Below are 21,224 nucleotides of genomic sequence, written 5' to 3' on the forward strand. Positions count from 1 at the left end.
GGCCGCGCGGCACGGTCCCTCAGGCCGGGGCGTCCGGTGTGAGGCGGTGAGCGATGTTCGAGGCGAAGAGGTTCCGCGCCCGGAGGGCGTCGAGCGGACCGTACTGCGCGCACAGTTCGCGGAACCTCTTCGCCGCGTCCTCCATGGTCCGCTCCGACGCGCGCCTGACGGTCTCCAACTTCCGCTCCGACTCCTCCGCCTTCCGCTCAAAGGAATCCCTGACGCTCTGCTTCTTGTTCGGGTCCGCCGACACCTTCCTGGAAGCGGCCCTCGCCTTGTCGGCCTCGCTCTTGGCCCTGTTCAGCTGTTTCTCCGCGTCCTCGTACTCCCCGGAAATCCCCTTGACGGCGTCGATCAGGTCAGGGGCGAGTCCTTCCTCGCTCCTTCCGGTGAGCAGGTAGGCGTCGATGTTCGCAAGGTCCTCGCCGGCGAATCCCTTGGGCAGCGAGCCACCGTCAGGACTTCGCCCCTCCCTCTTCAGGTGCTCGTACGTCCCCTTCTCCGCCCGGTGCCAGTCGGCGTGCTTCTGGTCGCCGCTCTGCTCATCGAGCGTGAGCGACTTCTGGTGCTTTCCTGATCGGGTCGGTGGTGCGCTGACCCTGAGGCGCTCATAGCCCGGCGCCATGCCGCCGCCCGCCGTCCTGTCAGTGCCGTCGACCGCGTGCCACGCCTCCATGCGGCTGCCGCCGATGACGCTGTCGGGCTCCTCCATGTACTTGACCGTGAATCCCATCAGGGCCATCGCTTCGAGGTTCCCGCTGCGGAAGCCCAGGTGGCGAGTGGTCGCGTGGCGGTCCAGGTAGTCGAACACCTGGAACTGGTGGTTTCGGGTCCCGCCCACGATGCTCTGGAAGTCCGGTCTGCTCCAGAACTCGGTGAGGTCGACGACCTTGGCGTTGAAGTTCCGCATCTGCTCGTCGTAGCCGTCGCTCTCCTTCTCCTTCGGGGTGAAGGACTTCGCGATCGAACCGTACTTCGTGTCCTCCTCCCCCTTCCCTTCCATCCTCTGCTTCTTCCTCGGTGCGGAGTCGCCCACGATCAGCACCAGGTCGATGCTGCCGAGCCCGGCGATTATCTGGGCCATTCCGATGTAGCCGGAATCGTGCTCGATGTGGACCTCGCCCTTCTTGCCGCTGAACCTGGACCAGAGGACCGCGATCTTCTTTCCCTTCGCGTCCACCCCTTCCTTCCGCAGCCATACTTCGACAGGGTCCGGATCCCCGGTCGGTTCCCCCGCGTCCAGTCCCCAGCCGGCCCGGATCTTCTTGCGCATGTCTCCGTGGAAGTTCTCCCCGACGTACGTCGTCGCGTCACCGACACCGACGACCTTCATGCCGGCCGCCTTCTTCGCCGCCGTGGTCCGGCTCTCCGATTCGCCGACCGGGATCCTGTGGATCCGGTCCTCGCCTATGCCCGACTGGACGTAGAACCCCTTGATCGCGTCGGCGGCTTTCTCCTCGCCTGCGGCGCAGGTGATGTAGACCTGTGCCTTCGAGTCGTTCATCAGCGTCGCGGCGACCGCGAACTGGTCTCCGGACGCATAGGCCGGCTGATGGATCGCCATAGAGGGCTTCTGCTGTGCGGCCGGAGCCGGGGCGGACGCCTCCGTCCGCTGGACAGAGCCCGTACGCGCGGTGCCGGGGGTGCTCGCGGCCGGGGTCGACGACCGCTGTTGAAGGGGCGCCGGGCCTCGCAGCACCCTGGCGGCGGTGGCCTCCGCCTCGCGCTCGAAGCGGTCGGAGGGGTCGGAGACCCGCAGGCCGTCGCCGTGGTCGGTGCCGGAGACCGGGCCCTGGCGCTGCTGGACGACATGGGTGAGTTCATGGGCGAGGGTGTGCTGGTCGCCGCCGCCGTCGCCGATGACGACATGGCTGCCGGAGGTGTAGGCGCGCGCCCCGATGGCGCGGGCCGAGCGGGCGGCGGTGGCTCCGGTGTGCAGCCGCACGTCGGAGAAGTCGGTCCCGAACCGGGCCTCCATGTCCCGGCGCACCGGCGCGGCGAGCGGTTTGCCGGCCGAGCCCAGAACCTCGTGCACCCCGGTGTCCGGTTGTTCCTCCGGGACAGGCGTGGCGCGGGTGCGGCGGGCGATCATGGTGTTCACCGCGTCGTTGCCCGCTCCGCGCTGCGCCGCGCGGAGCGCGTCGGCGGTGAGCGGGGGTGGCACGGCGGCGTCCCCTGAGGTCTCCCGCCGGGCGGCGGGACGGCCACTCGCCGGCTGCCGGTCCTCGCTCCGCTCGTTGCGTTGCCTGGGCCTCTGCACCTGCTGCCTCCTCGTCGGCACACCCCTGCCGCGGCCCCCAGTGGACCGCGCGGGCGGGCGGGTCGTCCAGGTCCGCAAGGGCAGCACGGGGGCAGAGACGGGCGGCGGCCGGGCGGCCGGCGCGGGGAGTCCGGGAGGGCAGCGGTCCTGCCCCCGCGCAGGGCCGCAGGTCCCTGTCGCCGGGGCGGACCCACCACGCAGACTCGGCCTGGACACAGGTGACCTGCAGGAACGCGTAAGGAGCGAGCATGCCGACGTACCTCACCCCGGGCGTGTACGTGGAGGAGGTGCAGTCCGGTGCCCGGCCGATCGAGGGGGTCGGCACGGCCATCGCCGCGTTCGTCGGGTTCGCCGGGAGCGGCCCGTTCCACACGCCGACACTGGTCACCAACTGGGACCAGTACACCCAGATCTTCGGCGGCTTCACCGAGGGCACCTACCTGGCCCACGCGGTCCACGGGTACTTCTCCAACGGCGGCGGCGCCGCGTACATCGTGCGGATCGGCGGTTCCGCCGAGGACGCCTCCGTGCCGGCGTCCGACGGCGGCGCGCGGCAGGAGGACCCGGCCGCGGAGCCGGTGGAGCTCGGCGGCTTCCTTGTCGCGGCCCGCCCGGGTGTCTCGGGGGTGTCGGTGGAGATCGCCGACGCGGACGGCGAGGACCCGCCGCAGGACCGCTTCAAGGTCCTGGTCCGCCAGGGCGACCGGGTGGCCGAGACGTACGAGGCCTCCAGCCGCAAGAACGTCAAGGGGTACCTGGTCAGCCAGGCCCGCGCCTCCAAGCTGATCGAGGTCACCGAACAGCGGGGCACCGGCCAGAGCAGGCCCGCCAACCAGACCGTGGCGCTGCCCGGCGCCCCGGCCGTGCCCGCCGCGCCCGGCTCCGGCGAGGTGTCCCGTCTCGACGCGTCCGAGTACGTCGGCGACCCCGCGGCCCGCACCGGGGTCGGCGGCCTGGAGACCATCGACGAGATCACCATGGTCGCGGTGCCGGACCTGATGAGCGCCTACCGGCGCGGCGACATCGACGCCGAGGGTGTGCGCACCGTGCAGCTGGCGGTGATCTCGCACTGCGAGCAGATGGGCGACCGGGTGGCCGTCCTGGACACCCCGCCCGGGCTGACCGCCCAGCAGGTGCGCGCCTGGCGCAACGACGAGGCGGGCTACGACTCCCGGTACGCGACCTTCTACTACCCGTGGGTGCGGGTCTTCGACCCGGCCGCCGGACGCAACGCCGCCGTCCCGCCGAGCGGCCACATCGCCGGCGTGTGGGCGCGCAGCGACGCCGAGCGCGGCGTACACAAGGCGCCCGCCAACGAAGTGGTCCGCGGCGCGGTGGACCTGGAGTTCCGGCTCAGCAAGGGCGAGCAGGACCTGCTGAACCCGATCGGTGTGAACTGCGTGAGGGCCTTCCCCGGCCGGGGCATCCGGGTGTGGGGCGCCCGCACCCTCTCCTCCGACCCGGCCTGGCGCTATCTGAACGTACGCCGCCTGTTCAACTACCTGGAGGAGTCGATCCTCCTGGGCACCCAGTGGGTGGTCTTCGAGCCGAACGACGACCGGCTGTGGTCCAGCATCCGGCGCAACGTCACCGCGTTCCTCACCGAGGAGTGGCGCCGGGGCGCGCTGTTCGGACGCACCGCCGAGGAGGCGTTCTATGTGAAGTGCGACCGCGACAACAACCCGCAGGAGTCCATCGACCAGGGCCGGGTCGTCTGCGAGATCGGCGTCTCGCCGGTCAAGCCCGCGGAGTTCGTGGTGTTCCGGCTGGCCCAGTTCTCCGACAGCACCAGCCTCATCGACGAGTGACCCACGGGTCCGCAAGGAAAGGTGACCAACAGTCATGGCAGTGGGCGACGCTCTTTCCACCCATGTCTTCGGCGTGCAGCTCGGCGGCTATCTGGTCGAGTCGGTCCAGGAGATCAGCGGGCTGACCGTCGAGGAGGAGGTCGTCGAGGTCAAGCAGGTCAGCGCGGAGGGCAAGCAGATCATCCGCAAGCAGCCCGGCGCCCGGCAGGCCGGGGAGATCACGATCACCCGGGGACTCGACCAGAGCAGCGAGTTCACCAGCTGGATCAAGGAGACCCTGAACAACGGCGCCGTGAACTCCGCACGGCAGAACCTCACCATCGAGATCAAGGACTCCGAGGGCAACACGGTCCGCCGCATCCAGCTGATGCAGGGCTGGGCCTCCAGGTGGGAGGGCCCGTCCCTGAAGGCCGGCGAGTCGTCTCCGGCCACCGAGTCCGTCACGATCGTGTTCGAGGAGATCATCGTCGAATGAGACGCCGTACGGTGACGGCGGGCAATCTGGAGGAGATCCTCCAGGTGACGGCGCCCGCCCCGGCCGCGGAGCAGACGGCGGCAGCCCCCGCCGCACCGCCGCCCGGAGAGGACCACGGGCTGCGCACCGAGTTCGAGTTCGAGCTGCCGCGCGGCTACGTCGACGAGGCGGGCACGGTGCACCGTCACGGCGCGATGCGCCTGGCCACCGCCCGCGACGAGCTGCGGCCCCAGATCGACCTGCGGGTCAAGGAGAACCCGGCATACCTGAGCGTGGTGCTGCTGAGCCAGGTGATCACCCGGATCGGCACGATCACCGATGTGCACGCCGGGATCGTGGAGCGGATGTACGCCACCGACGTCGCCTTCCTCCAGGACTTCTACCGCCGTGTCAACAGCGAGGGCCACACCCGGGCGGCGGTGACCTGCCCGCACTGCGAGGGTGGCTTCGAGGTCGACCTCTCGGGTGGGCGCCTGGGGGAATCGTGACGTACGCCCTTCCCCGGCTCCGGGAGGAGATCGCGTACATCGCCTATCACTTCCACTGGCAGCGCGAGGAGATCCTCGACCTGACCCATGACGAACGCCGGCAGTGGGTGGCCGAGATCGCCCGTATCAACACCCGTGTGAACGAAGGCGGTTGAGCTCATGGCATGGTGGGGCAGGCTGCGCCGCCGGACCGCCTCCGCCGGGGCGGGCGGTCCGGCCGGGAGAGGCGGTCCGGACCGGGGCGCGTCCGGCGGGCCGGTCTCCTCCGTGCCCGGCGACTGGGACGGCGGCTGGCGCCGCACCGCGCCACCGGAGCTCACCGTGGCACGCGCACCGCTCGGTGTCAGTGACGGCCTGGCCTTCCGCGCGGGCCTGGCCGCCTGGCGGAATCCGTCGTTCGGCACCGGTCTCGGCCACGCCGTGCTGCCCACGGCCCCGGCCGGTCTGGTACGCGGCGTCGCCCGCCCGGCCACCCCCCGGCACGCCCACGAAGGCGGGGGGCCGCTGCTGCTGCGGGCACTGCGCCCGCAGGAGGCCGACGGTCCGTGGGAGGGTGCGTCGGAGGCCGGAGCCGCGGACGGCCCGGCCCGTCCGGCCACTGCTCCGGCCGCCCCGCCCCTTCCGTCCGCGAACGCGGGCTCGGGGCGGGAGCCGGCCGTGACGCGCCCCGGCGACGGCAGTGACGACGACCCCGCCGGGAAGGGCGGTCCGGCCGATGCGCCGCGCCCCCGTGGTCTCACTTCCACGGGCTCACCCGCCGTGTTCTCCCCGTCGCCTCCCCACGTCCAGCGGGCGGCGAGGCCCGCCACCGGTCCGGTCGTGGCCCCCGCCGACGGCGGCCCCCGGCCGGCCGCTCCGGAGATCCCGCTGGTACGGCGCGTGGCCGTGCTCCCGGCCGCAGCCACTGACGGCATCGCGGCCCGACCCGCTCCCGGTGGGCCCGCGCCGGAGACACCGTCCGGCACATCCGGGCACCGCCCCGGGAGCACGCCCCGGTCGCCGGCCGGGGCGGACGCGTCCGGTGGGTCCGCGCCTTCCGAACCGGCCGGCCGGCAGACGGCGGTGACGGCTACGGCCGCCACGGCGGCGGTCGCGGAGCCGCGGCTCACCCGGGACGGCAGGCTGCCGGGGGCGGCCGGCTCCGAGGCGTCCCGTCCGCTCGTCCGGGCACGTCCGGTCGCTTCTTCTCCGACCGTGGCCCGACGCCCGGTCGGACCGGTGCGCCGCCTCCCCGCCCTGCCGCCCGCCGCCGCTCCGGCGCCCGGCGGCGGTACGCCCCCCGACACACCCGGCTCCGGCCCGACCGCACCGGGCGAGGCGAGAGCGCGCTCAGCCGCTCCCGGGCAGCACGCCACCGCGCGCGCGGCCGGCAGCGCACGCCTCGGCGCCCCGCTGGGTGGGATGCCCCCCACCGCCGTGCCGCTGACGGAGCCCGGCCCGACCCCGGCAGCGGCACCGACCACGTCGCCCGCGCCCAGCGCCGGAGCCGCGCCCGGTCCGGCGCTGCCCGTCGTCCAGCGCCGCGCGGACGGTGCCCCTGACGGCGCACCGGATCCGTCCGACGGCGGCGCGGGGGGAGCGGCCCACGGCGCCTCGCGCCAAGGCCCCGGCGCGGGGCGGACCGGGGCACGTACGCGCGGCGGCCTGGGCGCACCGCTGTCCGCGCTGCCGCCGAGCGCCGAACCGCCCGGCTCCCTCCCATCCGGTGACCGCGCCTCCGGCACGGCGCACGGGCCGGACCTCCAGCGGGCCCCGGCGCGCCGGGGCCGGGAGCCCGCCGAAGCCGCACCGCCCGCCGTACCGCCCGTCCCGGGAGGCGGCGGCGCGGGTGCGCCGCTGCTGGGAGCGGACGGTTCCCGGCGTGGTCCCGCGGACCTCTCCCCCGCCGGGGACACCGCGCCGTCCGGGCCCGCGAGCCACCGAAACGGGCCCGCCACGCCGCTGGTGACGCCGTCCCCGTCCGTCGTCCCCCACCAACCCGCCCCAGGGGGTTCCATCGACACCGTGGGCGGGGAAGGCCCGGCGGGGAGCGCACGGCGGCCCGGTGCGGCGCGCGGCGGGCCGGGCTCCAAAAGCCGGCGGCCCCCCGCCGCGCCGGGCCCGGCCGTCGCCGGCCCGCGCCCCCTCACCGTGACACGCCCCGGGTCGCACTCGCACACGGCCCCGGCGGCGCTCCGCACCCTTCCGCTGCTCACCGCGCGCCCGCTCACCCTGAAGACCCGGGGTCCGCAAGGGGCGGCGCCGCCCTCCGCCTCCCGCCCCGGTGGACGTACTCCCGTGGTGGCGGCGCGCTGGTCCGACGCGCCGGCCGCCTCCCTGGGCCACTCCGCGCCGACCGCGGGCAAGCCCGTACGGCCCGCGGGACCGCGGATCCAGCGGGCCGCGTCCGCGTCCGTGCCCCCCGGTCCCAGGGCGCCCAGCTCCCGGGGCGCCGGATCTCCCGGTCCCGGCCGGCGTGTCCCGGTCGTCCGGCCCGCGCCGCCCCGCGGACAGACCTCCGGGGCGGCCCCGGCCCCCGCCGTACCGACGCGCTCCCTGCCGGCGGCCGGCCCGCGGACGCCGGCGCTCGCCGACCGTCCGCCGACCACACCGGCACCGGCACCGGCACCGGCACCGGCAGGGAACATCCCCGTGGTCCGGCCACGGACCGCCGCGCCGGTCCCCGGGCCGGCTCCGGTCCGCGGCCCGGCGGCGGGCGGCGGGACCGGCCGGGCGGCGCCCCCCATCCAGCGCACCGCCACAGGCGCCGGCAGCGCCGCCGTGCCCGCGGGCGTACCGGCCAGGGAGGTACCGGCGCGCGGCCGGCCGCGGTCGGCCTCCGCGCCGTCCGTATCCGGCAGGGGCACGGCCCGTCCCCCCGAGGCACCGCAGGACCCCGGCCTCGACCTGGACGATCTGGCGCGCCGCCTGCTCGACCCGATGGCCCGGCTGCTCCGCACCGAACTGCGGCGCGGCCGGGAGCGCACGGGCCGCCCCTACGACGGACGCCGCTGAAGGCACGGAACGAAGGACGGACGACGGACCGATGACGGACAGCATCTTCGCGACGAGCGTGTTCTTCCGGCTCGCGATCGGCGGCGACGACCTGGGCGCCTTCCACACCTGCTCCGGCATGGGCGCCGAGGTCGAGGTGGAGAGCTACGCCGAGGGCGGCAACAACGGCTTCACCTGGAACCTGCCCGGGCGTGTGACCTGGTCGAACATCACGCTCACCCGGCCGGTCACCGCGGACACGGTGAAGATCGGCCGCTGGCTCGACGAGACGCTGCGGCGGGTGGAACCCAAGGAGGGCGAGATCGTGGCGCTGAAACCGGACCTGACCCCGATCGTCGGCTGGCAGGTGTTCGGGATCGTCCCGGTGCGCTGGCAGGGGCCGTCCTTCGATCCCTCCAGTTCCCAGGCGGCGGTGGAGAGCCTGGAGATCGCCCACGAGGGGCTGCGCCCCTCCTGACACGCGCTCACGCACGCCTCCCCCAGACGCTCCCGCTCCCGGAGAGGAGATCCCCGTATGTCCCCAGCGGTCCGTGCCGGCCGGGCCAGGGCCCAGCTGACCCTGAAGGAACCCCCGGCCTCGGTCGGCGCGAAGCCCGGCGGGACGATCGCCCGGCTCGACCTCCAGTTCAACCCCTCCACCCTGCAGTTGCAGAAGACCACCGAGTGGCGCCGTTCCCCGTCCCGGATGGCGGGGCAGTCGGCGCTGCCCGAGTTCGTCGGCAGCGGCCCGCGCACACTGAGCCTGGAGGTGTTCGTGGACGCGACCGCCACCCACGACGACTCCGTGGAACAGGCCGTGGAGAAGCTGATGAAGGCGTGCGTGCCGACCCCGGCCAGCCTGAGCCGCGAGAAGCCGGCCAGCCCGTGGGTGCGGTTCGAGTGGGGCACCGCGCGGACGACCTCGTTCGACGGGGTCCTCTCCAGCCTGTCGGTGACGTACACGCTGTTCGACGTCGACGGCAAGCCGCTGCGGGCCACCTGCGCACTGTCGATCGAGGAGGCGAGTGTCGACCCGCCGGGCCAGAACCCGACGTCCGGCGCGCGCACCGCCCGCAGCACGCACACCGTGGTGGCGGGCGACAGCCTGGCCCTGCTGGCCTGGCGCGAATACGGCGACGCGACGGCCTGGCGGGCCATCGCGGAGGCGAACGGAATCGACGACCCGATGGCGCTCGCGCCCGGCACCGAGCTGGTGGTGCCGGGGCTGCGGGACGCGGGAGGCGAGGAGGAGCGGTGACCACACCCGAGGCGCGTGGCGGCCGGTCCTTCGCGGCGGACCCCGTCGTGGAGACGCCCGCCCCGCTTCCGCCCGTCTGGGCCGCCCAGCTGGTGAGCTGCGTGGTGGACGAGAACGTGGGGCTCCCCGACGCGGCACAGCTCACCTTCCGCGACCCCGACCACGAGTTCCTGAAGGCGACCGGCATCACCATCGGCACCCCGCTGCGGGTGTCGGTGGTGACCGTGTCCGGGCAGGCGCGCGAGCGGCTGTTCGACGGCGAGGTGACGGCCCTGGAGGTGGACCGCGACCGCACGGGCTCGTTCACGGTGGTGCGCGCCTACTCCAGGGCGCACCGCCTCCAGCGGGGCCGGAAGGTGGTGGCCTACCGGAACATGACGGCCGCGGCGATCGTCCGCAAGGTGGCCGCCGGGGCCGGACTGACCTGCGGAACCGTGCAGGCCGCACCGGTCACCTACCGGCAGCTGTCGCAGGCGAACATCTCCGACTGGGACTTCCTGCAGTACCTGGCGGGCGAGAGCGGGGCACAGGTGCGCGTCGACGACCAGGGGCTGCTCCAGTTCACCCGGCCGCGGCCGGCCTCCGGCGCGCCCTCCCCCTCGACCCCGGCCACACGGCACCCGATGGTGCTGGAGTACGGCCGGAACCTGCTGGCACTGCGGGCCTCGCTGTCGGCCGCGGACGGGGCGTCGTCGGTGGAGGTGCGCGGCTGGGACGTCGCCACGAAACGGCCGCTGGTGTCCCGGCATCCGTCGGTGGACAGCGAGACGGCGATCCCGGGCCTGAGTCCGGCGATGAGCGCCCGGTTCGGCAAGGCGGCGAAACTGACCGTCACGGACACCCCGTACCGCACCCAGGCCGAGGCGACGGCGGTCGCGGGCGCCACGGCCGCGCAGGTCGGCGCGGGCTTCGCCGAGCTGGAGGCGGTGGCCGAGGGCAATCCCCTGCTGCGGGCGGGCAGGCCCGTGGCGCTCGGCAACGTCGGGCAGGCGTTCTCCGGCCGCTACACGGCCACGGCGGTGCAGCACGTCCTGGACCCGCACGGCGGGTACCGGACGACGGTGTGGGTCAGCGCCAGCCCGGACCGCTCCCTGACCGGCCTGGTGACCGGCGCCAACGCGCCGTCCCGCGGCCCGCGCATGCCGGGTCTGGCGATCGGCGTGGTGACGGACGTGCGCGAACCGGGCGGTGCCGAACGCGGTGCGGTACGGCTGAAGTTCCCCTGGCTGGACGACACCTACGTCACCGACTGGGTGCGCACCGTGCAGTGGGGTGGCGGGGGCGGCGGGGGCGTGGTCAGCCCTGAGGTCAACGACGAGGTCCTGGTCGGCTTCGAGCAGGGCCTGCTGGACAGCCCGTACGTCATCGGCGGGCTCTACAACGGCGTGGACCGGCCCTCGCCCCACGACGTGCCGCTGGTCGACGGCACCAGCGGGAAGGTCAACCGCCGCTCGGTGGTGTCGCGTTCGGGACACCGGGTGGAGCTGCTGGACGCGAGGGCCCCGGGGCCGTCCGGAGTGCGGCTCACCACCGGTGACGGGCGCCTGGAGGTGTTCCTCGACGACCGGCGAGGCCGGATCGAGCTGACGGTGCGCTCCGGAACGGGCCGGCAGCCCCTCACCTCCGTCCGGCTCGACGACAGGGGCATCGCCCTGGACGCGGGGCGGGGCGACGTGAGTGTGTCGGGCCGGAACGTGGACATCAACGGCAGCGCCGGGGTGAAGGTCGGCGGCCGTTCGGTCAGCGTCACCGGCAGCTCGGACGTCACCGTCGACGGCGGTCTGCTCGGCGTCCTCAAAGCCCGGCTCATCCGGATCAACTGACCCCTGTCCGCCCTCACCCGACACTCCCCGAGGAGCACCGCATGCCAGCCGCAGCCCGCACCGGCGACCCCACCGACCACGGTGGCCGGATCACCACCCCGCCGCCCGGCGCCGCCGCGGCGGTGGCGCGCGTGCTGATCGGCGGCCGCCCCGCCGCCGTCGTGGGCAGCCTGGTCGTCTGCCCGGTCCCCCAGCACGCGGCCCTGGGGCCGGTCAACGTGATCAAGCCCGACCCGGCCGCGCTCGCCGCGGGCACGGTGCTCGTCGGCGGTCTGCCGGCCGCGCGGGCGCGCGGGCGGAGCGTGTGCGGCGCGACGGTCCTGACCGGCGCCGTGAACGTCCTGATCGGGGGCGCGTGATGAGCGAGCGGTTCATCGGCCGCGGCTGGGCGTTCCCGCTGCGGGTCGGGCCGACCGGCGGGATCGGCATGGTCGAGAGGGATCGGGAGATCGAGGAGGCGATCCGCCTGGTGCTCGGCACCGCGCCCGGCGAGCGCCCCATGCGCCCCGAGTTCGGCTGCGGCATCCACGACTACGTCTTCGCCCCCGGCGACGGCGCCACCGCCGGGCGCGTCGCACAGCAGGTGCGCGAGGCCCTCCAGCGGTGGGAGCCGCGCATCGCGGTGGACGACGTGGTGGTCGCCTTCGACACCGTCGAGGCCGGCACCCTCTACATCGACGTGCGCTACACCGTGCGCTCCACCAACGACCGGCGCAACCTGGTCTTCCCCTTCTACACGATCCCCTCCGACGAGGGGTCCGGGGAGAGGGGCGCCGACTGATGGCCCTGCCCTCCCCCAACCTGGACGACCGGCGCTTCCAGCAGCTCGTCGACGAGGCGAAGCGGTACGTGCGGCAGCGCGCGCCGGAGTGGACCGACCACAACGTCTCCGACCCGGGCGTCACCCTGATCGAGACGTTCGCCCACCTCGTGGACCAGCTGCTGTACCGGCTGAACCGGGTCCCGGACAAGAACTACACCGCGTTCCTCGACCTGCTGGGCGTCCGCCTGTTCCCGCCGGCCGCGGCCGTGGCGGAGGTCGACTTCCACCTGTCGGCGCCGCAGCCCGACACGGTGGTGCTGCCCGCGGGTACCGAGGTGACCACCGCGCGCGGCGAGACGGACGAGGCCGTGGTGTTCACGACCACGGACGAACTGCGCATCGCGCCGAGCGAACTGACGCGACTGGTGACCGCGCCCCGGACCGGCGACCAGACCGACCGGACCGGCACGCTCGCCGAGGGCCGCGACGTGCCCTGCTTCCAGGCGGTGCCGGAGCCGGGCGACGCGCTGCTGTTCGGCCTGCCGACGGCGGTGCCGCGCTGCATCGTCGCGGTGCGGCTGGACAGCCGCGTGGAGGGCGTCGGCGTGGACCCGCGCCAGCCCCCGCTGGTGTGGGAGGCGTGGAACGGCGGCGGCTGGCAGGTGTGCGAGACCGGCACGGACACCACCGGCGGGCTGAACCGGCCCGGTGAGGTGATCGTGTACGTACCGGCCGGGCACACGGCGTCGGTGATCGGCGGGACGCGGGCCGGCTGGCTGCGCTGCCGCGTCACCGAGGCGGAGCCGGGCCAGCCGTTCTACTCCCAGTCCCCGACGGTGCGCGAGGCGGCCGTGTTCACCGTGGGCGGCACCATGTCCGTCGAGCACGCCGAGACCGTGACCGACGTGCCGCTCGGCATCTCGGAAGGGGTCGCCGGACAGACGTTCCGGCTCGGCCGCCCGCCGGTCCTCCTCGACGGCGAACCACCCGTGGTGGAGGTGTCCTCGGGCGAGGGGTGGCAGCGCTGGGAGGTGGTGGAGCACTTCGGCCGTTCCGGGCCCGCCGACCGGCACGTCCGCGTGGACGCCACCACCGGCGAGTTCGCCTTCCCGCCCGTACTGCGCGAGCCGGACGGCACGCTGCGGCAGTGCGGCGCCGTGCCGCCCAAGGGCGCCCGGGTGCAAGTGGCCCGCTACCGCACCGGCGGCGGCCCGGCGGGCAACGTCGCCCGCGGCGCGATCCGCGTGCTGCGCAGCTCCGTTCCGTACGTCGCGCGGGTCGTCAACCGGGAGGCGGCGCGCGGCGGCGTCGCCGGCGAGACCGTCGCCAACGCCAAGCTGCGCGCGCCGGAGGCGCTGCGGATGCAGGAGCGCGCGGTGACCGCCGAGGACTACGAGATCATCGGCCGCCAGGCGGCGCCCTCGGTGCGCCGGGTCCGCTGCCTGCCCGCCGGCGGCGCGGGTGCGGTACGGGTCCTGGTGGTGCCGGACGCGGTCGCCGACGAGGACGGCCGGCTCCGTTTCGAGCAGCTGATCCCCTCCGAGCAGGTGCTCCGGGCGATCACCGCGAGTCTGGACGAGCGGCGCCTGATCGGTACCCGCCTCGTCGTGGAGCCGCCGGTCTACCAGGGCGTCACCGTGGTGGCCCGGCTCTCGGCGGCGCCGGACGACACCGACCGGGTGCGCGACGCGGCGCTCACCGCGCTGTTCGGGTACCTCGACCCGCTGCGCGGCGGCCCCGACGGCACCGGGTGGCCGTTCGGGCGGCCGGTGCAGTACGGGGAGGTCTTCGGCGTGCTGCAACGCGCGACCGGCAACGCGCTGGTGGAGGACGTCCGGCTGTTTCCCGCCGATCCGGTCACCGGGCGGCGCGGCGCGCCGGCGGACCGCGTCGACGTGGCCGCGGGCGCACTGGTCTTCTCCCACCAGCACCAGGTGGCCGTCACGGCCGTCGAGCCGGAGGCACGGGGATGAGCCGCGCCGCCGTACCCGGACTGCCGAGCAGGTACCCGATCGGCGGGCAACTGCCCGCCCTGTACGCCGACGACGACTTCGCGCAGCGGTTCACCGCCGGTCTCGACACCGTCCTCGCGCCGGTCTTCGCGACCCTCGACAACCTGCCCGCCTACCTCGACCCCCGGGTGGCTCCGGCCGACTTCCTGGCCTGGCTGGCGTCGTGGGTGGGCGCCGACGACGACCCGCGGTGGCCCGTGGAGTCGCGCCGCGAGGCGGTCGTCCGCGCGGTGGAACTGCACCGGTGGCGCGGCACCGGGCGCGGTCTGGTCGAGGGCCTGCGGCTCGCACTCGGCGTACACGCCGAGGTGACCGGGGACGGCGGGGCGGCCTGGTCGAGCACCGCCGGTGCCGACTTCCCGCCCGAACCACCCGCCGGGGCCCTGGTCCGGGTGTGGCCGGGCCGTGGGAGGGGGGTGGACCCGGACCGGGTCCACGAGATCGTCCGGGCCATGTGCCCGGTGCACACCGTCTGCCGGGTGGAGGTCCTGCCCGGCCCGCCCGCCGACGAAGGGAGGTGACGTCATGCACGTGTGTCCCGCGTGCGGGACGTCCAACGGCCCCGGAGACGACTTCTGCGGCAACTGCGGCGCCTACCTGGGCTGGTCGGACACCCCGCCCGCTCCGGGCACGCGCTCGGAGCAGGCGGCACCGCCGGAGCCCGCACCCGCGCCCGCGCCCGCGCCGCCTCCGGCGGAGAAGCCCGCGTCCGCCGCAGGCGGCGCGGGCCCCGGCGCCGAACCCGGCCGGGAGGAGGACACGAGCCCTCCCCCGCGGACCGGTCCCGGCCGGGACCTCACCGGGCCCCCGGCCCCTGCCCCTGCCCCTGCCCCTGCCCCCAAGACGGCGACGCCGGACCCCGTGGTGCCCGTACGCCCCGCGAAGCCGGTGGCCCCGCGCCCCGTCGTACGCCCTGCGGCGGTGCCGGACGAGGCGGCGGGGACGCCCTGCCACGCCTGCGGCACGCCCAACCCGCCGGGCCGCCGGTTCTGCCGGCGCTGCGCGGCGGCGCTGAACCCCGCCGCCGATCCCGCCCCGCCGCCGTGGTGGCGGACCGTGTGGCCGCCGCGCCGCCGGGCGCGGGCGGGCTCGGGCCGGGCGGTGAGGTTCCTGGTGACTCTGGCCGCGGTGGCGGCTGTGTGCGCGGGCGCTCTTCTGCTGCTGCCGGCCGGGCGCACCGTGTTCGAGGATGCCCGGGACAAGATGAGCAAACCCGGACCCGTGACCCCGGTGGACATCGAGGCGAGCGCCGAGCTCCCCCGGCACCCGGCGGTGAACACCACGGACGGGGTGAGCAACCGCTACTGGGGCGCGCCCGCGCCGGGCGCCTCGGTGACCTACACCTTCCGCGAGCCGTTCCGGCTGGTCGATCTGATCATCATCAACGGTGCGTCCAAGTCCCCCGAGGATTACGCCCGACAGGCACGCGCGCTCCGTCTGGATCTGGAGGTGACGGAGCAGGACGGCACGAGGCACCGCGAGGAACTCACCCTCGGCGACAAACCGGGCCCGCAGACGTTCCCCCTCGGGATCAGCGACGTGAAGACGGTGCGTCTGGTCCTGCGCTCGGCCGTCGACCTGACCGCGGACCGTCACCTGGCCCTGGCTGAGGTGGAGTTCTTCCAAAGGGGCTGATCCCGCGCCGCCCCGCGCCCGGCGGGGATGTCAGCCGTCCGGCGGGCAGCGGGCCTGCGCTCTCCTCGTCCTGCCCCGGACGCGGACGCCCCGGTCACCGCCGCGCGGCCTCGTCCAGGCCGCAGCGGCGCTGGAAGGCGACGGCGACGGCCATCAGCACGGCGGGGAGGACGGTGAAGCCCAGGAGCAGTGCCGTGAGCGCGGAGTCCGGCTGCGCCACGGTGTGCCCCTCCGTGGTGGCGACGAAGCCGCCGACGGCGAGGGCCGCGGAGTACACGTAGGGTCCGAGAGCCGTCCCCGTCGCCTCGGTGGCCGTCCAGACGCCGGTGTACGCGCCGGCGCGGGCCGTGCCCCGGGTCTCCGCCGCGGCCACCGCGTCCGGCACCATCGAGAAGGCCAGCAGCTGCAGCCCGGCGAAGGCGGTGCCGAGGGCCACCACCACCACGACCGTGAAGGCCACACCGGCCCTCCCGCCCAGCAGCAGTGCCAGCGAACCGGCGATGAACACCCCCTGCGCCAGCAGCAGTCCGCGCTGCTTGCCCGTCCGGCGCGACAGCCACAGCCAGCCGGGCCCGGCGATCACGGCCGGGGCGAGGAAGCCGCCCATGAAGACGGTGGTGAGACCGCCGTCCCCGAAGACGTACCGGGTGTAGAAGGGCAGCGCCGCGAGGAAGAGGTGCGTGGTGGTCCCGGTGAACAGGTAGGAGAGCACCAGCGCCCGGAAGTCGCGGTCCCGCCCGGCCAGACGCAGGTCGGCCAGGACGGAGTGCGCGTGCCCGCCGGGCGGGCGGAAGCCGCAGCGGCCGGTGAGCCGCCGGACGCCGGTGAGGCCGATGACCCCGGAGACGGCCATGCCCACCGCCAGCAGCGCCGCCATCCGGGAGTAGTCCCCGCGGCCCCCCGAGGCGACCAGGGCCGGCGCGGCGACCCCGGAGGCGAGCAGCCCCAGGGTCAGGAAGAGCATCCGGAACATGAAGACCCGGGTGCGCTCGTGGTAGCCGATCCGCAGGTCGGAGGGCGTCGTCAGATACGGCACCTGGAAACACGCGAAGAGCAGGTTGCCGGCGATGAACCAGCCGCCGACCCACAGCGCGGCCCCCGGCCCGGTGAGACCGGCGGGCACGGTGAACAGGGCCGCCAGGGAGAGCGGCAGCAGCAGTCCCCAGCGGAGCATGCCCCGCCGGTGCCCGGCGCGGCGGGCCTGCCGGTCGGAGAGCGTGCCCAGCAGCGGGTGGACCACCGCGTCGACGATCTTCGGCACCAGGAGCGTCAGTCCGGCCAGGAACGGCGAGACGCCCAGTGTGTGGGTGAGGAAGTACAGCAGGAGCAGCCCGGGGACGGTGACCCACACGCCCATGCCGACCGAGCCGGTGGCGTACGCCACGAGGTCGCCGGCCCGCGCCCGCCGCGGGGGTCCGGCCGGCTCGGCGGCCTCCCGCATCGGCGGGGCGGGGACGGCGGTCACGGCCGGCCTCCGTGGCGCCGGAGGACACCGGCGGCCGGCTCCGCGCCGTCGAGGGCGCCGGACCGGACGCGGCCGGCCAGGGTGCGGGCGACGATCCGGTCGGTCAGCGACGGCAGATGGCGGGCCAGGAAGATCTCCACCGCTCCTCGCCGGGTGGTGGCCAGGTCGCGGCGGACCCGGCGGCCGAGCCCGGCTCGGAGCACCGTCTCCACCACGCCTTCCAGCGGCTCGTACCGGCTCATCCCCTCCAGTGACAGCCCGGCCGCGGCGGTCGAGTCGTGGATGGGGCTGCGCACCGCCGAGGGGTAGACGCAGCTGACGCCGACATGGGTGCCGATCTCCAGGCGGAGCGCGTCGGCGTACGCCACCAGCGCGCGCTTGGAGGCGCCGTACGCGGCCGCCAGGGGCAGCTGCAGGACGGCCATCCGCGAGGAGAGCATGACGACCCGGCCCCGGGAGGCCACGAGGGCGTCCACGCAGGCGGCCGTCACGCGCCAGGTGCCGAGCAGGTTGATGTCGAGCTGGCGGCGGACCTCGGGGCCGGGCGGGAGTTCGGCCGGAGCGGGTCCGCCGATCCCCGCGTTGTTGATCAGCAGGTCCAGGCCTCCGAGCCGGGCGAGGGCGCCCGCCACCGCGCCGGACACGGCGTCTTCGTCGGTGATGTCGCAGGCCAGGACCTCGACCGGGTCGTCCGGCCCGGGTGCGAGGTCCAGACCGACGACGTGCGCGCCGAGCTCCGCGAGCCGGGCGGAGAGCGCCCGGCCGAAGGTGCCGGACGCGCCCGTGACGAGAACGCGCAGGCCGCGCGCGTCGCGGCGGCCGCCCCTCAGCAGGACGGCGAGAGCGGCCCCGGGAGAAGTGCGGACGGTCGCGGTGGTGTGGGGGCCGGTGTTCATACGGTGCTCTCCTCGGTGTTCCGCGCGCGGAGGGCCGGGGCGGTCCGGCGGCCGGCGGCGCGGCGCGCGCGGGCGCGTCCGGCCTTCGTCTCCCGGGACAGGTCGGCCAGGTAGCGGTCGAAGTCGATCCGCATCCGCGGCCTGCGGTCGCTCCCCCAGCGTGCGGTGGCGTCGCGCAGATCGCGGTCGGTGGAGCGCCGCTGCTCCGCCGCCGTGGGGAGTGCGTAGGCGCCGGACAGATGGGCGGCGGCCAGTTTGGCCTGTGCCTCGACGACGGGGAGGGCGGCGCCGGTCGACTGCATCAGCCCCACGAAGGCGAGGCCGGGGTCGTCCAGGTGGAACACCCTTTTGTACAGGGGCAGCCGCTCGGGGTCCCCGCCCGTCCATCGGGTGGACAGGAAGGGGATGGTGACCCGGTACCCGGTGGCCCAGACGATGACGTCGACCGGGTCGGAGCTGCCGTCGGTGAAGACGACCCGGTCCCCCTCGAAGCGGTCGATGCCGGGGCGTGCGGCCACCTCGCCGTGGGTGAGGCGGTGCAGGATGGTGTCGCTGACGGTGGGGTGGTTCTGGAAGAGGCCTCCGGCGGGGGCGGGGAGCCCGTAGCGCTGCGGGGGGCCCACGGCCAGTGTGAGGAGGGTCTGGGCGATCCGCTGGCGGATCCGCCAGGGCAGGACGGACAGGGCGCCGCCGGTCGCGTCGGCCGGGCGGCCGAACAGGTACTTGGGGACGATGTGCACCCCGCGGCGGGCCGAGAGCAGCACCGGTCCGCGGGCGGTGTACGAGGCGTCGACGGCGATGTCCATGGCTGAGTTGCCCATGCCCACGACGAGCACCCGGCGGTCCCGGAAGATCTCGGCGGTGCGGTACTCGTGCGCGTGGATACGGGTGCCGAGGAAGCTGCCTGGGTAGCCCGGCTCGGGCAACCGGGGGTCCCAGTTGTGGCCGTTGGCGACCACGACGGCGTCGTAGCGGGCGGTGTCGCCGGTGTCGGTGGTGACGCGCCAGGCGTGTCCGGTGCCCGGTGGGTCACCGGCCGCGGGGCGGGCCGGTCGCGGATGCCCTGCGGTGGTCTCCGCCTCGTCCTCGCGTTCGACGGAGACGACCGTGGTGCCGTAGCGGATGTGCGGGACGAGGCCGAAGGTCCGCGCGTAGTCGGCGAGGTAGCCGGCCACGAGGTCGGCCGACGGGTAGTCCGGCCACGAGGCCGGCATGGGGAAGTCCGCGAACTGGGTGCGGCCCTTGCTGGTGTTGAGGTGGAGCGACGCGTAGGCAGGTGACAGGCCACTGCTGTTGTCGCGGGCCCACAGCCCTCCGGGCCGGTCGCCCTTCTCGTGGGTGACGGTGTCGAGGCCGGCGTCGAGGAGTGCCTTGGTGGCGGCGAGACCGGCCGCTCCGGCGCCGATCACGGCGACACGGCGGGGAGGGGGCATGGTGGCGTCTCCTGGGGCGGTACGGGAGGGCTGCGGGGCGAGCGCCGGCACCGCGCGCGGGCAGGGCGCCGGCGGGAGCGGCGGCGCCTCCGGGCCGTCGGGACGGCTGGGCGGCGGTGGCGGTGGCGGTGGCGGTCGGTTTGTGGTGGGACCCAACCGTAGGCGCGTCCCACCGGCCGGGACATGGCGTGCGTCACCCGTTTCGGCCCCCGTGTTGTTCCCCGTCACAAGGGCGGGCAGGATGGCGGGATGCACACGCGCGACGACTGGCCCCCGGTGGTCGACCTCATCGAGCGGGTCGTCGGCGAGGACGACCTGCTGCCCTCGGTCGTGGCCACCGTCCGCACGATGGTGCAGGAGATCGCGGCCCTGCCCGCCGCCGACATCGCCGGGCACACCCGCGCGCTGCTGGCCGCGGCCACCCGGGCGCTGGCGGCCCGCCGGGGGCCGACGGAGGCGGAGCTGTCGTTCGTGGAGGAGTTGGCGGTGACGCGCGCCCGCCAGGGTGTGTCCATCGAGGCCGTGCTCGCGGCCGTGCACGTGGCCGAGCGGGCGATCTGGTCCCGCGCCCGGGAGCTGGCGGGACCGGCGGGGGTGGCGCCCGAGCGACTGCTGGACGCACGGGAGCTGTACGACGACTGGGCCGAGGCCGTACGGGTCCGGCTGATCACCGCCCATCGCGCCACCGGGGCCGGCCAGGGGCCGCCGAGCGGTGAGCGGGACGCGGCGCTGCTGCGGCGGCTGTTCGCCGGCGGTTCGGCGGCGGCGCTGGCGGCCGCCGAGGCGGGCCTGCCGGCGGCGGGCGGGCTGTGGGTGCTGGTCGCCCGGCCGGAGGACGCCCAGGTCGCGGCCACGCCGGACCGCGCACCCCGCGGCCCGGGTGACCGGGCGCTGTCCGCGCTGGTGGACGGACTGCTGGTCGCCGTGTACGCCCGGCGGCCTCCGGACCGCACCGCCCGCGCCGTGGTCCGGGCGGGAGCGGCGGCCGGGCTCGCCGGCCCCGGTGAGCCGGAAGGGCTGGCCCTCGTGCGGCGTCTCGCGGTGGACGCCCTCACGGCGGCCGAGTCGGCGGGGCGGTCCGGCGTGGTGCACGTCGCCGAGGTGGCGGCGCTGGCCGCGGTGGTGGACCGGGCCGATCTGGCGGCGGTTCTCCTGGACCGCCACGGGGCGGCGCTGGCCGGGCTGGGCGCGAACGCCGAGCCGGTCGCCCTGGCCGTCCGCGCCTGGCTGGAGGCCGACCGGGATGTGCCGGCGGCGGCCGAGCGGCTGTTCGTCCACCCCAATACGGTGCGCAACCGGATTCAGCGTTTCTCCGGTGTCACGGGGATCGACCCGGCCGGGACCTTCGGGGCCGTCGACGCCTGGTGGCTGTGCCGGGCCTGGCTCGACCGGTCCTGACGGCCGCCAACGGTCCCGGACGAGGACGGCGCACCGGCCCGGCAGACTTCGGCGGCCTTCCCGCGGTCCTGGTCCCCATGGCCGGAACACCCGCCGCTCGACCGGGTGGACCCGCCGTCCCGGACGCGCCTCCCGCCCCTGCGCGCCCCCGTTTCCGTACTCCCGGGCCCCCACTCCAGGGACCCGGTCGGCCACACACGGTGACACCACGCCCCCTTGACGTGGCCCGGTTGCTCCGGTGGTATCGAACGGCGCATCCGTTACTCGACTGAGAGGAACGTTCATGCAAACACTCCAGGAGAAGGACCAGGCCACCCCCGAGCAGCACGCCGACGAGGTGTTCGACCTGGTGATCGGCGATCTGGAGCAGGAGATTCCGCCTCTGGCGTCACCGACGAACTCGGGCAGCGGTACCGCCTGTGGTTCGTGTGCGGGCTTCTACTGCTGCTGACACGGCCCGGGTGGTGCCGTCGGCCGACGGCACCACCCGGAGGGACCGAGCACCCCGCGTCGGTGAGTGGAGAGGGCGACCTTGTC

19 protein-coding genes are annotated in these 21,224 nt (G+C 75.0%); 15 read left to right on the forward strand and 4 right to left on the reverse strand.

All coding sequences use genetic code 11. The annotated features are described in order from the left end of the window. Window positions 1–19: 19 nt before the first annotated feature. A complete protein-coding gene (locus BM237_RS30065; protein ID WP_425443727.1) occupies window positions 20–2,260 on the reverse strand; it encodes an eCIS core domain-containing protein in 2,241 nt (746 codons plus the stop codon). A gap of 248 nt (window positions 2,261–2,508) precedes the next feature. On the opposite strand from BM237_RS30065, the gene BM237_RS21505 reads away from it, so the two are divergent. The 13 genes from BM237_RS21505 (at window position 2,509) to BM237_RS21560 (ending at window position 15,495) form a co-directional block, all read left to right on the forward strand. After that, on the forward strand, window positions 2,509–4,068 hold the full coding sequence (locus tag BM237_RS21505) for a phage tail sheath family protein (RefSeq protein WP_093851371.1): 1,560 nt from the start codon (window positions 2,509–2,511) through the stop codon (window positions 4,066–4,068). 34 nt (window positions 4,069–4,102) lie between these two features. After that, window positions 4,103–4,543 (forward strand): phage tail protein, encoded by a 441-nt coding sequence (locus tag BM237_RS21510; protein WP_093851372.1) that lies wholly within the window; start codon window positions 4,103–4,105, stop codon window positions 4,541–4,543. Next, entirely contained in the window at window positions 4,540–5,031 is a 492-nt protein-coding gene (locus BM237_RS21515; protein WP_093851373.1) for a zinc-ribbon domain-containing protein, read from the forward strand. Before BM237_RS21510 ends, BM237_RS21515 begins: the two co-directional genes overlap by 4 nt. Continuing rightward, window positions 5,028–5,186 carry a DUF6760 family protein gene (locus BM237_RS29400; protein WP_020938517.1) on the forward strand — a complete coding sequence of 53 codons (159 nt, stop codon included), beginning with the start codon at window positions 5,028–5,030 and terminating at the stop codon, window positions 5,184–5,186. Before BM237_RS21515 ends, BM237_RS29400 begins: the two co-directional genes overlap by 4 nt. A gap of 2,476 nt (window positions 5,187–7,662) precedes the next feature. Further along, complete coding sequence (locus BM237_RS29020) at window positions 7,663–8,025, forward strand: hypothetical protein (protein ID WP_139238148.1); 363 nt, start codon at window positions 7,663–7,665, stop codon at window positions 8,023–8,025. 31 nt (window positions 8,026–8,056) lie between these two features. After that, window positions 8,057–8,482 (forward strand): phage tail protein, encoded by a 426-nt coding sequence (locus tag BM237_RS21525; RefSeq protein WP_093851375.1) that lies wholly within the window; start codon window positions 8,057–8,059, stop codon window positions 8,480–8,482. Between the two features lie 57 nt (window positions 8,483–8,539). Then, on the forward strand, window positions 8,540–9,262 hold the full coding sequence (locus BM237_RS21530; RefSeq protein ID WP_093851376.1) for a CIS tube protein: 723 nt from the start codon (window positions 8,540–8,542) through the stop codon (window positions 9,260–9,262). Continuing rightward, window positions 9,259–11,085, forward strand: a complete 1,827-nt coding sequence (locus tag BM237_RS21535; RefSeq protein WP_093851377.1) for a VgrG-related protein — start codon at window positions 9,259–9,261, stop codon at window positions 11,083–11,085. Before BM237_RS21530 ends, BM237_RS21535 begins: the two co-directional genes overlap by 4 nt. 41 nt (window positions 11,086–11,126) lie before the next feature. Continuing rightward, window positions 11,127–11,444 (forward strand): PAAR domain-containing protein, encoded by a 318-nt coding sequence (locus BM237_RS21540; RefSeq protein WP_093851378.1) that lies wholly within the window; start codon window positions 11,127–11,129, stop codon window positions 11,442–11,444. Continuing rightward, window positions 11,444–11,866: a GPW/gp25 family protein gene (locus tag BM237_RS21545; protein ID WP_093851379.1), complete on the forward strand. Its 423-nt coding sequence runs from the start codon at window positions 11,444–11,446 to the stop codon at window positions 11,864–11,866. The genes BM237_RS21540 and BM237_RS21545 overlap by 1 nt, the downstream gene beginning before the upstream one ends. After that, a complete protein-coding gene (locus BM237_RS21550) occupies window positions 11,866–13,821 on the forward strand; it encodes a putative baseplate assembly protein (protein WP_093851380.1) in 1,956 nt (651 codons plus the stop codon). Before BM237_RS21545 ends, BM237_RS21550 begins: the two co-directional genes overlap by 1 nt. Continuing rightward, complete coding sequence (locus BM237_RS21555) at window positions 13,818–14,381, forward strand: phage tail protein (protein WP_093851381.1); 564 nt, start codon at window positions 13,818–13,820, stop codon at window positions 14,379–14,381. Before BM237_RS21550 ends, BM237_RS21555 begins: the two co-directional genes overlap by 4 nt. A gap of 4 nt (window positions 14,382–14,385) precedes the next feature. Next, window positions 14,386–15,495, forward strand: coding sequence for a zinc ribbon domain-containing protein (locus BM237_RS21560; protein WP_093851382.1), 1,110 nt, complete (start codon window positions 14,386–14,388; stop codon window positions 15,493–15,495). A gap of 94 nt (window positions 15,496–15,589) precedes the next feature. Here the strand turns inward: BM237_RS21560 and BM237_RS21565 are convergent, their stop codons facing one another. From BM237_RS21565 to BM237_RS21575, 3 genes are read right to left on the reverse strand one after another with little or no spacing between them, the layout of a single operon-like run. Continuing rightward, complete coding sequence (locus BM237_RS21565; RefSeq protein WP_245793894.1) at window positions 15,590–16,960, reverse strand: MFS transporter; 1,371 nt, start codon at window positions 16,958–16,960, stop codon at window positions 15,590–15,592. Then, window positions 16,957–17,856 carry an SDR family NAD(P)-dependent oxidoreductase gene (locus tag BM237_RS21570; protein ID WP_093851383.1) on the reverse strand — a complete coding sequence of 300 codons (900 nt, stop codon included), beginning with the start codon at window positions 17,854–17,856 and terminating at the stop codon, window positions 16,957–16,959. The genes BM237_RS21565 and BM237_RS21570 overlap by 4 nt, the downstream gene beginning before the upstream one ends. Beyond that, window positions 17,853–19,289, reverse strand: coding sequence for a flavin-containing monooxygenase (locus BM237_RS21575; protein WP_093851384.1), 1,437 nt, complete (start codon window positions 19,287–19,289; stop codon window positions 17,853–17,855). The genes BM237_RS21570 and BM237_RS21575 overlap by 4 nt, the downstream gene beginning before the upstream one ends. Before the next feature lie 249 nt (window positions 19,290–19,538). Between BM237_RS21575 and BM237_RS21580 the strand changes: the two genes are divergently transcribed. Then, window positions 19,539–20,687 (forward strand): helix-turn-helix domain-containing protein, encoded by a 1,149-nt coding sequence (locus BM237_RS21580; RefSeq protein ID WP_093851385.1) that lies wholly within the window; start codon window positions 19,539–19,541, stop codon window positions 20,685–20,687. A 283-nt stretch (window positions 20,688–20,970) separates the two neighbouring features. Next, window positions 20,971–21,138, forward strand: coding sequence for a hypothetical protein (locus BM237_RS29405; protein ID WP_175541094.1), 168 nt, complete (start codon window positions 20,971–20,973; stop codon window positions 21,136–21,138). Window positions 21,139–21,224 lie beyond the last annotated feature (86 nt).

The organism is Streptomyces mangrovi (assembly GCF_900114215.1).
GTDB classification, from domain to species: domain Bacteria; phylum Actinomycetota; class Actinomycetes; order Streptomycetales; family Streptomycetaceae; genus Streptomyces; species Streptomyces barkulensis.

Bases quoted from the DNA above. Each gene is read 5' to 3' on its own strand.
- BM237_RS21575 (WP_093851384.1), bottom strand. From the start codon at position 19,289: ATGCCCCCTCCCCGCCGTGTCGCCGTGATCGGCGCCGGAGCGGCCGGT.
- BM237_RS21580 (WP_093851385.1), top strand. From the start codon at position 19,539: ATGCACACGCGCGACGACTGGCCCCCGGTGGTCGACCTCATCGAGCGG.
- BM237_RS21540 (WP_093851378.1), top strand. From the start codon at position 11,127: ATGCCAGCCGCAGCCCGCACCGGCGACCCCACCGACCACGGTGGCCGG.
- BM237_RS29405 (WP_175541094.1), top strand. From the start codon at position 20,971: ATGCAAACACTCCAGGAGAAGGACCAGGCCACCCCCGAGCAGCACGCC.
- BM237_RS21555 (WP_093851381.1), top strand. From the start codon at position 13,818: ATGAGCCGCGCCGCCGTACCCGGACTGCCGAGCAGGTACCCGATCGGC.
- BM237_RS21550 (WP_093851380.1), top strand. From the start codon at position 11,866: ATGGCCCTGCCCTCCCCCAACCTGGACGACCGGCGCTTCCAGCAGCTC.
- BM237_RS21545 (WP_093851379.1), top strand. From the start codon at position 11,444: ATGAGCGAGCGGTTCATCGGCCGCGGCTGGGCGTTCCCGCTGCGGGTC.
- BM237_RS21570 (WP_093851383.1), bottom strand. From the start codon at position 17,856: ATGAACACCGGCCCCCACACCACCGCGACCGTCCGCACTTCTCCCGGG.
- BM237_RS21505 (WP_093851371.1), top strand. From the start codon at position 2,509: ATGCCGACGTACCTCACCCCGGGCGTGTACGTGGAGGAGGTGCAGTCC.
- BM237_RS21510 (WP_093851372.1), top strand. From the start codon at position 4,103: ATGGCAGTGGGCGACGCTCTTTCCACCCATGTCTTCGGCGTGCAGCTC.
- BM237_RS21515 (WP_093851373.1), top strand. From the start codon at position 4,540: ATGAGACGCCGTACGGTGACGGCGGGCAATCTGGAGGAGATCCTCCAG.
- BM237_RS21530 (WP_093851376.1), top strand. From the start codon at position 8,540: ATGTCCCCAGCGGTCCGTGCCGGCCGGGCCAGGGCCCAGCTGACCCTG.
- BM237_RS21525 (WP_093851375.1), top strand. From the start codon at position 8,057: ATGACGGACAGCATCTTCGCGACGAGCGTGTTCTTCCGGCTCGCGATC.
- BM237_RS21560 (WP_093851382.1), top strand. From the start codon at position 14,386: ATGCACGTGTGTCCCGCGTGCGGGACGTCCAACGGCCCCGGAGACGAC.